Source organism: Lacipirellula sp. (assembly GCF_965279485.1).
In the GTDB taxonomy this organism is placed as follows: Bacteria; Planctomycetota; Planctomycetia; order Pirellulales; family Lacipirellulaceae; genus Lacipirellula.
In genome coordinates this window covers 634831-647924 of the sequence record NZ_CBDIIC010000001.1, presented here as the reverse complement: position 1 = coordinate 647924, position 13094 = coordinate 634831, and the positions used below count along the sequence as shown (strand labels likewise).

General features: G+C 63.3%; 9 protein-coding genes. 4 read left to right on the top strand and 5 right to left on the bottom strand.

Annotated elements, in window-relative coordinates:
• Window positions 1-224: 224 nt before the first annotated feature.
• On the bottom strand, window positions 225-638 hold the full coding sequence (locus tag ACQY7R_RS02775; protein ID WP_428304075.1) for a CbiX/SirB N-terminal domain-containing protein: 414 nt from the start codon (window positions 636-638) through the stop codon (window positions 225-227).
• 275 nt (window positions 639-913) lie between these two features.
• On the opposite strand from ACQY7R_RS02775, the gene ACQY7R_RS02770 reads away from it, so the two are divergent.
• The 4 genes from ACQY7R_RS02770 (at window position 914) to ACQY7R_RS02755 (ending at window position 5894) form a co-directional block, all read left to right on the top strand.
• Window positions 914-1504 carry a GNAT family N-acetyltransferase gene (locus ACQY7R_RS02770; RefSeq protein WP_428304074.1) on the top strand — a complete coding sequence of 197 codons (591 nt, stop codon included), beginning with the start codon at window positions 914-916 and terminating at the stop codon, window positions 1502-1504.
• Between the two features lie 127 nt (window positions 1505-1631).
• Entirely contained in the window at window positions 1632-2888 is a 1257-nt protein-coding gene (locus ACQY7R_RS02765; protein WP_428304073.1) for a M16 family metallopeptidase, read from the top strand.
• 141 nt (window positions 2889-3029) lie between these two features.
• On the top strand, window positions 3030-4268 hold the full coding sequence (locus ACQY7R_RS02760; protein WP_428304072.1) for a M16 family metallopeptidase: 1239 nt from the start codon (window positions 3030-3032) through the stop codon (window positions 4266-4268).
• Between the two features lie 408 nt (window positions 4269-4676).
• Window positions 4677-5894, top strand: a complete 1218-nt coding sequence (locus ACQY7R_RS02755; RefSeq protein ID WP_428304071.1) for an HDOD domain-containing protein — start codon at window positions 4677-4679, stop codon at window positions 5892-5894.
• 124 nt (window positions 5895-6018) lie between these two features.
• On the opposite strand, the gene ACQY7R_RS02750 is transcribed toward ACQY7R_RS02755, so the two are convergent.
• The 4 genes from ACQY7R_RS02750 to ACQY7R_RS02735 all read right to left on the bottom strand — a co-directional run bounded on the left by ACQY7R_RS02750 (window position 6019) and on the right by ACQY7R_RS02735 (window position 13067).
• Complete coding sequence (locus ACQY7R_RS02750) at window positions 6019-6432, bottom strand: gamma-glutamylcyclotransferase family protein (RefSeq protein WP_428304070.1); 414 nt, start codon at window positions 6430-6432, stop codon at window positions 6019-6021.
• A gap of 253 nt (window positions 6433-6685) precedes the next feature.
• Window positions 6686-7408 carry a hypothetical protein gene (locus ACQY7R_RS02745; protein ID WP_428304069.1) on the bottom strand — a complete coding sequence of 241 codons (723 nt, stop codon included), beginning with the start codon at window positions 7406-7408 and terminating at the stop codon, window positions 6686-6688.
• A gap of 217 nt (window positions 7409-7625) precedes the next feature.
• The gene (locus ACQY7R_RS02740; RefSeq protein WP_428304068.1) at window positions 7626-9299 is read right to left on the bottom strand and encodes a DUF7453 family protein; all 1674 of its coding nucleotides are present in this window, start codon (window positions 9297-9299) and stop codon (window positions 7626-7628) included.
• A 333-nt stretch (window positions 9300-9632) separates the two neighbouring features.
• Window positions 9633-13067 carry a choice-of-anchor Q domain-containing protein gene (locus ACQY7R_RS02735; RefSeq protein WP_428304067.1) on the bottom strand — a complete coding sequence of 1145 codons (3435 nt, stop codon included), beginning with the start codon at window positions 13065-13067 and terminating at the stop codon, window positions 9633-9635.
• Window positions 13068-13094 lie beyond the last annotated feature (27 nt).

Here is a 13094-nt window from a genome sequence, read left to right as displayed (position 1 = left end):
GGAGCCCGGGGCTGGAAATGCGCTGGGTGGCCCCGACACTCGGCCGGTTAGTTTCTCTGGAATTGAAAAAGGGCGCCGGCCGAGTGTCGGGGTCGCGCGAGCGACATGAGGCGATCCATCGGGCCGGGTAACGTCCTGTTGCCGGTGGCAACGCCGACACTCCGGCGGTTGCGAATGCACGGTAAAACACACCACTCGCGCCAGAGTGTCGCCGCCACCCGCGCCTACCGACCGTCGCCCAGCCCCTCGCGAATGCGGTCATCCATCACCCGCATCATCAGCGGATGCAGCCCCAACGGCGGCGTCACCGAATGCGTCACGCCCTCGCCGGCAAACGGCTCAGCGGCCTCGGCCGCCAACTGCGGAATGTCCTGATGCCAATGCCGCCCCGGCGCCAGGAAGTAGGGAAAGATGACGACATGCTTGGCCCCTCGCTCGACGCACCGCGCAAACGCCGCAGCAATCGACGGCTCCGCCAACTCCATGTGGGCTGGCTCAACAATCGCCCACCCCGAGTGCTGCCTATAAGCTTCCGCCACCTCCAGCAGCAACTCATTGCTCTCCGCACGTCGCGACCCATGGTCGACAATGATCAACCCAGTCGCCGCAGGGCAGGGGAGGGGATTCAGCTCAGACATGGGCGGCTATCGATCCCTCTCCCTTGAAGGGAGAGGCTAGGTGAGGCATGGAAACGTACGCCGTAACTCACAGTCGTCGTCCAATTCTAACCACCCTGGCGTACTGGGCAGTTGAATCTCAAAAACTCCCCGATTTCCTGCCCAAACCGCAAAAAGCTGGCCCGCGCCAAAGCCTGTGGTATCCTTGGGGAATCGGGGGGACCGTCCGGCATGGTCGCTCCCGGCGACGGCCCCACCAGATTCCTGGCGCCACCCGCACAGCCCGCTGGCCAGGTATGCGACTGCTAACTACCCGCTACCACAAACGCTTCCAAATGGAAGTCGATCTGCGCCGCTCCCGGCGCACGCCGGTCGCGGTCTACCCCGACTATCGGATGGTTTCGTGGTCGCCGGCGTTGCTGCACGATCACGCGGAAGTGAAGTACCTCAGCTTTCGTGACGAGCTCGACGCGACCGTGTTCCCCTGCCTGGGCGAATTGCAAAGCTGCGTCCGCCTCATGGAGGAAATCTCCGACCGCGACGGGTTCGTCCCCGAAGCCACTTGGCTAGCCCAGTACATCGGCGCCGGAGCTCACCGCATCGAGTGCTGCGGCACGATCCAAGCGATCCGCACGACGCAGCAACGGGCCAACATCCAGAACATTGGCGTCACGCCCCATCACCGCGGCCGCGGGGTCGGGGCCGCCCTCATCATCGCCGCGCTCGAAGGCCTCCAGCAGGTGGGAGTCTCGCGCGTTGGCCTGGAAGTCACCGCCGAGAACGACGCCGCTGTGCGACTCTACCAACGGCTCGGCTTCCGCTCGGTGAAAACCGTCTACAAAGCCATCGAAGAGCTCCCGCCAGCTTTCCGGGCTGCCGTTCGGTAGGGTATTTCTGCCTGCATTAGCAGTTGCCGCGTGCCGGGGACCCCGGTAGGCTTCCTGCGAGGCCGATAGGCGGCCCGACCCTCGGAACACCATCGTCCCCGCCCGCTCCAGGGCCGGGAAAGCCTGCATGACCTCATCGAGCCAAGTCCAGCGACGCACGGTCGAGACCCATCAACTGGCCAACGGCCTCATGCTGCTGGCCGAGCCGGTGGCGACCGCCGAGTCGGCGGCCTTCACGCTCATGGTCCCCTCCGGCTGCAGCACCGATCCCGCCGATCGCCTCGGACTGTCCAGCTTGCTCTGCGATATGGTGATTCGCGGCGCCGGCGAACGCGATAGCCGCGCCCTGATCAACGACCTCGAAATCCTCGGCGTCGAGCGCGGCGAATCGGTTGGCATCTCGCAAACTAGTTTTAGCGGCGCCACGCTCGCCGATAACTTGCTCGACGCCCTGGCGATTTACGGCGACATCGTCCAGCGTCCGCAATTACCGGAAGATCAACTCGATGCCGCGCAAATGGTTTGCTATCAAGAAATTCGCGGCGTCGAGGATGAGCCATCGCAGAAGCTGATGGACGACCTCCGCCGCCGCACCTACCCCGATCCGTGGGGCCGCGCAAGCCATGGCACGGAGTCGGGCGTCGAAGCCTCCACCGCTGCCGAAGTGAAACGCCACTGGCGAACGAACTACCGCCCGAACGGCGCCATCCTCGGCGTCGCCGGCAAGATCGATTGGGACCAACTCGTCGAGTTGGTCGAATCGCAGTTTGGCGCCTGGAAACGCGTCGAACCGGTCGCGCCAAAAGAAACGCCGCCGGCCGAATCGTCGCCGCATATCGACTTCGACGGCAACCAATGCCACATCGGCATCGCGTTCCCCAGCGTGCCCTACAGCGATCCCCTCTACCTACAGGCCTGGGCCGCCGTCGGCGTATTGTCGGGCGGCATGAGTTCGCGGCTCTTCACCGAAGTCCGCGAAAAGCGCGGCCTCTGCTACAGCGTGAGCGCGTCGCTACAAACGCAACTCACCCGCGCTCGGGTGATGTGCTACGCCGGCACCACGTCGGAGCGGGCTCAAGAAACGCTCGACGTCACCTACGCCGAGCTGATCCGACTCCGCGAGGGCGTGTTGCAATCGGAACTGCAGCGGCTCAAGGCCCGCATTAAGAGTGGCCTCATCATGCAGCAAGAGTCGACCTCCGCCCGCAGCGGCTCGATCGCCCGCGATTGGTACCACCTCAACCGCGTCCGCTCGCTCGAAGAACTCGGCGCCCAGGTCGACGCCCTCTCGGCCCACAGCATCAACGAATATCTCGACGAACACCCGCCGAGCGATTTTACGTTTGCGACGCTCGGCCCGCAGGCTCTCAAGATTCCTTCTTAAAAATTCGAACCTCTGAGGCGCGAAGACACCAAGAAATTGCACGAAGACTTAATGAAGCACGAGCTATTTCTTCGTGCCGAACTCCGTGCTTTAGCGCCTTCGTGGTGAAGTCCTAAAAAGTCAGACCAGAAAGCAACCGCCGTGAAGTTTCGCAGTGCCACGCTCGACAACGGACTGGAGATTGTCGCCGAGTGCAACGACCTTGCCCATTCGCTGGGCGTCGGTTTTTTCGTGCGCACCGGGGCCCGCGACGAAACCGATGAAGTCGCCGGCGTGAGCCACTTCCTTGAGCACATGATCTTCAAGGGGACGCCCCGCCGCACGGCGGAGGACGTCAACCGCGACTTCGACGAAATCGGCGCCCACTACAACGCCTTCACCAGCGAAGAGAACACGGTTTACTACGCCTCGGTGCTGCCCGAGTACCAGGCCGCCAGCATCGACCTCCTTGCCGACATCATGCGCCCGAGCCTCCGCGGCGATGACTTCGACATGGAGAAGAAGGTGATCCTCGAAGAGATCCAGATGTACGCCGACCAGCCGCCGTTCGGCATGGACGACCACATCAAGGTCCTTCACTTCGGCGGCCACCCGATGGCTCGCAGCGTGCTCGGCACGTGCGATACCGTCGGCGCCCTCTCGGCCGACCAAATGCGGGCCTACTTCGAAGCCCGCTACTGCCCTAGCAACATCTTCGTTGCCGCCGCGGGGAAGGTTGATTTCGACCAACTCGTAAAGCAAGTCGAAGCCGGTTGCGGCAAATGGGAACCGCGCGCCGCGAACCGCGATCTCCCCAAACCCGCCTCGAAGCCCCGCACCGAATGCGTTACCCGCGAATCGTCGACGCAGCAGTACATTCTGCAACTCGCCGACGGCCCCGCGAGCGAAGACGCCGATCGCTACGCCGCGAAACTGCTGGCGACGATCCTCGGCGACGACTCCGGCAGCCGCCTGTATTGGGAACTCGTCGACCCAGGCATCGCTGAAACCGCCAGCCTCGGCCACTACGAGTACCAGGGCCTCGGCATGCTCTACACGTGGCTGAGCTGCGCCCCCGAAGACGCCGCGGAGAACTTCGCCAAACTCCGCGAGGTCTATGCGACTGCTGAGAAGCAGGGCATCACCGAAGAAGAGCTCCGCCAAGCCCGCAGCAAAGTGAAGGCTCGCGTCGTTCTCGGCAGCGAACGCCCCCGTAGCCGCCTCTTCAACGTCGGCGGCAACTGGATGCAGCGCCGCGAGTACCGCTCCGTGACGAACGACCTCGTGACCCTCGACGACGTGACGCTTGGCGACATTCACGCTGAACTCGCGAAGTACCCGCTCACCCGCGCATCGACCGTGAGCATCGGCCCGCTCAAAGAACTCGCCGGTCTAAAGTAGGCCCGCATTCATTTAGCCCCGGGCTCCGCCCGGGGGTGGCTCGCCATGCCGGTAGGCGTAGCCGCGTGCACCGTCACCCCCCGGCGGAGCCGGTGGCTAAAAACACCCTCGTACTCCCATTCTCCTCGCCCGCGCGTTTGCCACTACCCGCGACCCGCCGCCGCTCGCCCGCCCGATTTACCCGCACAGCCCCTACCAGCCGCTCGATTTCGAGCCTCTCCGCTGGGAATTGCGTCGTTTCCTGCGTCGCGCCGTCACAATCGCTCCCCCGCGTTCGGTCGGCGCCATCGACGCGCCGCTTCAGGAGCTATGCTTCCAGTGAACATTCGCCGCCGGCGGAATTTCCGCCCATGCCGCGCGTGTTTGCCAATTACGATCCCCATCGAATGCAAGCTTGAGATGACGACGATGCTGCGGGTTCTCATCGTAGACGACGACGCGGAGGCGCTGTATCGCACCCAGCGGCTGCTGCGCGGATACCGTAGCGACTGGCAGATGAAGTTCTGCTTCGGCCCCGAACCAGCGCTCGACGCGCTCGCGATGGAGCCGTACGACGTCGTCGTCGCCGATTTGAAAATGCCAGGGGCCGACGGCGGCGAATTGCTCGCCTGCGTTCGCGACCTCTATCCCGATGCGATCCGTCTACTCGTTTGCAATCAGGCCGAACACAACGAGCTCCTCCGCTCGATGGGCCCGGCTCACCAATATTTAGCGAAGCCGGTTGACCCGGTCCTGTTCCGCGATTCGATCGCCCGCGCCGGCATCATCGGCAAGCGGCTTTCGAAGCCGGGCCTCAAGGCGCTGGTCTCGCAGATCAGCACGCTGCCGTCGCTGCCGTCGGTTTTCATGGAACTGATGCGCGAGCTGCGCGATCCGAACGCCTCGGTCGTTCGCGTCGCTCAACTCATTGGCTCCGACGTCGCGATGACCGCCAAAGTGTTGCAGCTGGTCAACAGCTCGTTCTTCGGCCTCACCGTCCACGTGAAAGACGTCCACCACGCCGCCGCGCTGCTCGGGCTCAACGCCCTGAAGCCGCTGGTGCTGTCGGCCGGCGTCTTCCGCCAACTCGAAGAGTCGCGCGTACCCGCCGCGCTCGCCGAGCAAGTCCTCGAACATAGTCTCGCCGTCGGTTGCTTGGCGAAACGCTTGGCCGAAGCCGAAGGCCTCGACCGCGATCAAGCCGACAACGCGATGCTCGCCGGCATCCTGCATGACATCGGCAAGCTGGTGCTCGCCGACTACTTTGGCCTTGAGTATGCCCAGGTCTGTCTCGCCGCCGAGAGCGCCGACCTGCCACTGCTGAATGCCGAACTCGACCAGTTCTCCGCGTCGCACGCCGATATCGGCGGCTACCTGCTCGGCCTGTGGGGCCTGCCGCAAGAGTTGATCGAAGCGGTGGCGCTCCACCACGACCCGAGCGCTCACGAAGGCACGGCCTTCTCGCCGCTCACCGCGGTCCACGTTGCCAACGCGCTGGTGCACGCGACGCTCGAAGGAGACTCCGATCCCGAATCGCTACGGATGTCGGCCAAGTACGATCGCCGCTACCTGTCGCGTCTCCGCTGCGAACGCCGCCTCTCAGATTGGGAAGAAATCGCCACGTCGATGGCCGCGTGCTCGCCGTAGTTCGTACGGCATTCCCTATCTTAGCCCCGGGCTCCGCCCGGGGGTCGGCCACGATTTCATTTGGCGCCGTGTCACGTAACGCAACGCGACCCCCGGGCGGAGCCCGGGGCTAGGATCGCATCGCTCAGCGGTCCCAGCCCAGATACCGAAAGTAATCGCCCATCTTGTCGCGCTCGAACACTTCGGCAACCCACGCTTCATCGCTCGCCAACTGCCGATGGCTTTGCGGTAATAGGTAAGCCTGAGCACTCGCCGCACCGCTGCCGTCGTCGAGGACCGCGGCTACTTCCACACGCTCGTAAAACGACGCTTCATATTCATCAAGCGCCGTCAGCGCCTCGGCCGAGAGATCGTAAATAACGATCCCCCGCGCCACGTCCTCCGCCGCGCCGGCGATCATCACGGGATACAGCTTTCCGGCTGCCCGAACGACGCGCATGCCGCACACCGTCGCCGGCGCCTGTCGATACCGTCCGCCGACCACGCGCTCCCACACCTCGGGAAACATCAGCGTGCCGTAAGCGAACAGGTTGGTCATGCAAACTCAGACGCAGTGACGGTCGCAACTCGGTTGCAAGCGACTGATGCGGGTGGGGCAGGGGGAGCGAGATAGATGCCCGCCATCCTAATCTGACTCGATCAGCGGCGGCAGATTCGTTTCCTTTTTTTCGGGCCGGCAAGCTCGCGTTCGCTACAAATGCCAGCGGCCTACCCACTAAGCTTGATGGGTAGGCCGCGTGGCCGAATGTTCAATTAAAAACGCTGGCAATGCTCGGTTCACAACGTAGCGCCTAGCGCCCGCGTCGACGAGCCACAGCAAACGTCGCTGCCGCGCCGCAAATCGCCAGCACCACGCAACCCGGTTCCGGCACCGCCAGCGGCGCCCCGAGCGAGAACGCCGTCGTGGTCGCCGAGCGCATCACCTCCAAGCCGGTGATGGCCACGTTGTTCTTCAAGAAGACGCTGATCGCCGGGTTGCCGGGCACCGCGCTGCCGTCGAAACGGTAGACCCCCGCGACGAAGGTGTAACTAGGCATGTCGGCTGCGAACGCCGTCGCCGTCGACGCGAATGGCACGTCGAGCCACGGCGTCGTGATCATGCTCGTCCCGCTGAACGCCCGCAGTTGGAAGTTCTCCGGCGACGCCGAGCCATTATCAAGATCGCCGAACTGGAAGTAAGTTCCTACCGGCAGCGCCCCCGGTGCGTAGCCGCCGCCGATCGAAAAGTCGTACATCGCCGTTCCGGTGACAGGCGGACCGGACGGCGGCGTGTGCGGCATCGCCCCCGTCGCCGGGAACGTGCCGATCCATGCCGGATTCGCGGGAACGCTCCAGGTGCCCGTGAACGGCCCGCCTGCCAACCCAGCCGCGACATAGTTCTGTCGAGCCGGGTCGCCCGTAGCGCCAGGAAAGGGCAGGACGCCGCTGCCGGTAAGCGGCACAGCAACCGCGGGAACGATCGAAGCCAAAGAGAAAAACGAAACCAGCGCAACGCTGAAGAAAGAGCGGCTCATGAGCTGAAACCTTTGCAGTGTGAGATAGAAACGATGAGCAATTGCCAAAGGCGGCATTCGCTAGGGAAGAATTCCAACCGTTTCTATTTCATTCGCTGCAACTCGCTCAGAACCAATAAAGAGGGGCCCCGTTCACTGGAGGAACGCGACCAACTTCACGCAGCCTAACGTCTCGTACGAAGAATGAAAGCCTTTTTTCAAAAATCTTTCGCACATTTCAGCGACGCATCCGACGGGCCCGCAACAGTGCGACCAGCGCGACGCTCCCGTGCGCGATTGTGGCTGGTTCCGGTACGGCTACCAAGTTGGAGACGAAAACTCCTCCGCTCCCTCCGCGAAAGGTTAATGCAAAGGCGATTTGCCCCGACTCATTGAGCCCGCTAGCCCGCCCGTCGCCGTTACCAGTCGATCCGTTGAACTCAATGGAGCCAACAGTGCGGAAGTCATTCGGCCCTACCTCGAACAAATCGCCTTCTCGCACGATCAGGCGCAGATTCCCTTGCATGTCGGTTGCCCACAACCCATTGTCGTTCATCGAGTTAACCCCGCCTGCGGGATTGCCGACAATTGGTCCGTCGCGGCCAATTGGCCGAGGCGTGAGAAGTCGCGCCTCAAAAGCAACTTGCCCTCGTGCATTCATCGCTGGCGCAGTAAACGCGTCAAACTCGGCTCCTGTCGGCGTGCCGGGAGCCTGGCTGCCGCTACGCACGACCAGTTCTACATTGCCCGGCGTACCGGCCCAGAGGCCGCCGCTGCTGATCACATTCGGGCTAGTGACCGACAGTCCTGCGACAAAGGCGACTTTTCCAGCATCATTTATCACCGGACGTTGGATCGAGTTGAACAACGCTCCGTCTGCCGCGCCCGGCGCCGCATCGCCGGTGCGAGCGACCAACTTCAAGCCGGAGGAGTCCTCCGCCCAGATTCCATAGCGATTCGACGCGGTGACGCCGGCGCCAACAACTGATGCTGCAAAGGCGGTCTTCCCTCCGCCGTTGATCACCGCGCCGAAAAGACTATCAAGCGTTACTCCGGCAGGAAGGCCCGGCGCACTCTCGCCATGTCTTGCGACGAGTCTCATGTTATTTGGTGCGCCGGCCCACACGCCGGAGTCGGCGCCAAGGCCGCCGATCGGGCTAACCACCGCTCCCGCGAAGGCGAGCTCTCCCTGGTCATTCAGCGCCGGCCAGTCGAACAGGTAACTGTACGGTACACCGGCCGGCACGCCTGCAGCCTGATTGCCGGTGCGGGCGATGAGCTTCAGGCTTCCAGCGCTGTGGGCCCAGATGCCGATGTCATTTTGCGACGTGACGTCGTCGCCCTGCACAAAAAACTTCGAAGCTGTATCGCCCGCTTTGTTCAGCAACGCGATACCGTCAATAATTCCGCGGAATTGCACGCCGCTTGACGCTCCTGGAGCGGCGGCGCCGTCCAACATCACCGCCTGAGTGACGCCTGCCTCATTTGTAAATAGACCGGAATAGCTCGGTCCGTTAGAAATGCTTGTTTGCCCTGCGAACGCTGACTTCCCAGCGTCGTTAAGTACCGGCGAAGATAAGCTCACAAAGTTGGCGCCGGTCGGAGCACCGGGAGCTTGGCGGTCCTCCAAAGCGGCCAACTCAAGGAAGCCGCGCCCTTCGGACCAAACGCCTTGCGCTGTGCGGTTTGGAGCGGAGTTGCCCGCGAGGGCATGAAACGCAGTGAGCCCCGAATTGTTGACCGACGGCGGGTAGAGGAAAGCCAAGAAGGCGTCGCCCGCATCCATGCCAGGGGAGTGCTGCCCGCTTAGCGCGACGACGCGAACGTTAGCGGCGACTGCCGGCGAGGCAACCGTTGCGCAAGTGAGAATGGCGAGAAGCGGTTGCAGCAGTCCAGTTGTTCTTTTCAGCATGTAGCGTTCCGCCTGTCACCGTGCTTTTTCAGTAATCTGACTCGGTAAGTCGCCATTCTTGTCCAACGATGGCTGAAACGCAACCGATTGCGGTCGCGGCGACAATTAATAGCAGGGGCGGGCTGACGCTTCGGCTATGCCAGCGTGCAGTATTCTCACCCGTCGCGCGTGAGCAGCCTGCCCACAGCAGCGCTGGTTCATCAGTGACCCGACGGGGGGAATCATGCAGCAAGCGAGAACGTCAGCGGAATTGACAAGGCCGCTTCCCGAGGGCTTTCCCGGGCGGGTAGCGGCGTGCGGCCTTCGTCAGAAATCGCAACTACTCGCCAGCGTTCACCACTCGCCAACCAGCGCCGCACCGAATTCATCGACCGCCGCATCCGCTTGTTCCTCTTCGCCGAGAGCGGCAAAGCAACTCTCTAGCTCGGCGTGGGAGTCGCTTCGGTTGCCATCGTCGTGACGAAGCCGCCGACTCGCCAAGCCGACGCCTGCCTCGGCGGCCCAAGCTTTCGCCCTGAGCTCTCGCCAGTTCGTCGCCTTCACCACCGGCCGCACACGCCAAGCTTCCTCAGCTTGTGCGAACGCGACAAACGCCGCATCGCGCTCTGTCGCGCCGCTGTTAGCTGAAGTTTCTGCCGATGGCGTGAAGGCGACGACCGCAGCCAGTTTCGGTTCGGGGCCGGTCACTTGCATCACGCTCGCTGGCGCTGCAGCGACCGCCGCTCCGCCGCCGCTCGGCTGCCCAAACTGCTCGCGCCACACATTCAAATCAGCGCCGTCGATGCTCCCGGTCCCATCGCCATCGGCCCCGCTGCCGCTCGGCGTCGCCGTGGAACCATACTGCCGCTGCCAAGCAAGGAAGTCCGCCCCATCGACGCGGCCATCGTTATTGAAATCGCCCGACGCGACTTCCACAGCGCCCAAATCAATCCGCCACCCCAGCACGCGCGAGTAGCCCGCCCCGCGTTGATCCACCAGCGGCACGACGCCCGCGCCTGCGACGCTCGTAGGATCGCCTCCGTTGATCGCCGGGCTTCCCGCCAGCGGCGCCATCGTCCAGGTCGGTCCGCCGTTGTCTTGCAGTGGGCCGAGAAGCGGGGAGCCGACGATCGTGTTCGCCAAGCCGCCGCTGCCATCTTCGACCAGGTTGTAGTTGCCGGTCCGCGGGCCGCTGAAGTCGGCGCCGAAGTGCACAGCGGCGCCGGCCGTGGTTCCCGTAAAGATATTGTTCCTCAGGGTCACGTCGCCCGTGAGCGGCTCCGACCCGTAGCTCCCCGGTTGCTGCGGGTGTTCGAAGATTAATCCGCCGGAATCGATGGCCCCGCCGGCCGCTGCGAAGAAGTTTCCTGCGTTGGCGGCGCCGTTGCCGTAGAACGTGCTATTGTCGACCGTCAGAACTTGCGTGTTGTAGATAGCGCCGCCGCGTATCTCTGAGGTATTGTCGACGAACGTGCTGTTAAGAATCTCCAGCTCGGCTTTGTAACCATCTCCGTAGGACGAGTTCATGATGGCGCCCCCCATCACCGTGGCCGAGTTGCCGATGAAGAGACTGTTTCGTACGGCCGGCCTCTGATAAACCCAATCGCCGTCGCTGGAGTTGCGGAATCGAGTTTCGATCGCGCCTCCCGCCTGAGCGGAGTTTCCCGTAAATATACCGCCGTCGATCTGCAAGCGTCCCTCGCTAGAGATTGCGCCGCCACGGCGGGAACTATTGCCGGTGAAGGCGACGTTCGAGACGTAGAGCGACCCGTAGGAAGAGATGGCGCCCCCGAGTCCGTACGCATTTGGAGCGAGGGTCACCGTGTTGCCGACGAAGACCGCGTCGCTTAAGGTCAGCGAGCCGCTATCCACGTGGATAGCGCCGCCCACTTGCGTCGCGTTGCCGTTGGCGAACGTCAGACCAGACATGGCGACCGCGCTTCTCTCCAGATAAAACAGTCCGCCATAGTCGCTCTGAATGGCGTCGCCGTCGATCGTCAGCAGTTGAGCGCCGGGACCGACGATCGTCACGTCAGACCATCTAATTGCTAGCGCTCCTTGCGTGAGCGCTAGCGTTCCGGTCAGCCCTGGCGCGAAGAGGATCGTCACATTCTCCAGCACAGAGGAGTATTCGTTTGGCCGAGCGAAGTTCTCGGCAATATGTGCGATGATCTCGCGGAGCGAGCGGCCGGCGCCGACGGCGGGATCGATCGTGCCGTCGGATTCATCGACGAGCGTCGTGACCACGATCGTTTCAGGCCCAAATTCGACGGGGCCAATGTCGACCGTCCCTTCCTTGATGCGCGTGACGCCGCGTTGGTCGGTCGTCGTGCCGCTGGGAACCGCGCTATTGTTTCCGGCGTTCAGCAGCGGGCTGTCTGGCAGCGGCCGCATGACGGGGACTAGTCCGTCGGCGGGGAAACGCGGGGGTTCGAGTTTCGGATCGCCGGTGAGCGTCCCGACGAGCCCCGTTCCGCTGCCGTCGGCGACGAAGTTGTGGCTCCCGGTGATCGGGACGCTGCTGCCGACGTCGCCGTTCACATTGGCGGCGACGACCGAGTTGTAGAGCGTGAGCGGGCCCGAACTCCAGATTCCCATCCCCCGATTTGCATAAATGTTGCTGTTGATGATCGTCGCCGTGCCGCTGCTATTGATTCCGGCGGCGCCATGGTTGTCGCCGATCATGCTGTTCACGACGGTTAGTGTGCCGGAACTCACGACGCCGCCGCTCGGGTTCCAGACCCCGCCGCTGTTGCTGAGCACGCTCGCGCCGTTGAGCGTCAACGCCCCGACGTTATGGACGCCCCCGCTGCCATTATAAAACCCGGTATTGTAGGAAATGGCGCTTACGCTCACCGGATGGTTGATGCCGGGTGCGTAGTCAATCGCATTTCCGACGATGCCGTTGACCGTCGCCGTTCCGGCGTTGAAGATGCCGCCGCCGACCTGCTCGGCATGATTCCAAATGATCGAGACGTCGGTCACGGTCAATTGGCCGTTGTTGTAAATGCCGCCGCCGTTGCCGAGCGCCTTGTTCTGGAGGATGCCTTTGGCGTTTTTCAGCGTACCGTCGCTGCCGGCGCCTTCCTGGAAGCCGAAGGAGACGTTGTAACCGCGGCGGCTGTGGCTGACGGTGAGCGTGCCGTCGTTAAAGATGGCGCCGCCGCTTCCCTCGACTTCGTTGTAGCGCATGGTGGTTTCGGTAACCGTCATCGTCGCGCCGGGGGCGTTGTAGATGGCGCCGCCGTCGTACGCAAAGTTCTCGGTGAGACTGCCGCCGGTAAACGTGAGCGTCCCGGAATTGTGAATCGCGCCGCCGAGTTCGGCGTAACTTCTCTTGATGCTAAAGCCGGTGATGCTCACGTTGGCTCCGGCGGCGATCGTCAGGCCGCGAACGTTGTCGTTGCCATAGAGCGTGATCGGCCCATTCATCGTGAGGTTGCCCGTGATCGTCGGCAGCCCGCCGCCGATATTGATGGTGGCGCCGGCGACGCCGGGGGCGAAGCTGATCGAGTGATCCCCCGCCGTGGCGTTGGCTGCCTGAATCGCCTCAAAGAGCGAAATACCGTCCGGCCCGGGGCTGGCGATGAGGGCTGCAATCGACGAGGTATCGCCGTTAAGGGCGTGGGCCGCTGTGCCGACGACGACCGCCGCCAGCACCCGTCGGTCTTCGAGCGCTTCCAGCCGCAACGGCCGCGTCTCCGGCCGCATCGCGCGATTCCCCTTTGTTTTACCTTGCCCCAGAAAAGAAACCGCCGAAAACCACTGGCCGCGGGAGCGACGACTCATGGGAGGTAATCCTAGATTGTGTTTCGC

Coding starts and splice junctions, on each gene's coding strand:
- ACQY7R_RS02775 (WP_428304075.1), bottom strand. CDS start 638: ATGTCTGAGCTGAATCCCCTCCCCTGCCCTGCGGCGACTGGGTTGATC.
- ACQY7R_RS02770 (WP_428304074.1), top strand. CDS start 914: ATGCGACTGCTAACTACCCGCTACCACAAACGCTTCCAAATGGAAGTC.
- ACQY7R_RS02765 (WP_428304073.1), top strand. CDS start 1,632: ATGACCTCATCGAGCCAAGTCCAGCGACGCACGGTCGAGACCCATCAA.
- ACQY7R_RS02755 (WP_428304071.1), top strand. CDS start 4,677: ATGCTGCGGGTTCTCATCGTAGACGACGACGCGGAGGCGCTGTATCGC.
- ACQY7R_RS02750 (WP_428304070.1), bottom strand. CDS start 6,432: ATGACCAACCTGTTCGCTTACGGCACGCTGATGTTTCCCGAGGTGTGG.
- ACQY7R_RS02745 (WP_428304069.1), bottom strand. CDS start 7,408: ATGAGCCGCTCTTTCTTCAGCGTTGCGCTGGTTTCGTTTTTCTCTTTG.
- ACQY7R_RS02740 (WP_428304068.1), bottom strand. CDS start 9,299: ATGCTGAAAAGAACAACTGGACTGCTGCAACCGCTTCTCGCCATTCTC.
- ACQY7R_RS02735 (WP_428304067.1), bottom strand. CDS start 13,067: ATGAGTCGTCGCTCCCGCGGCCAGTGGTTTTCGGCGGTTTCTTTTCTG.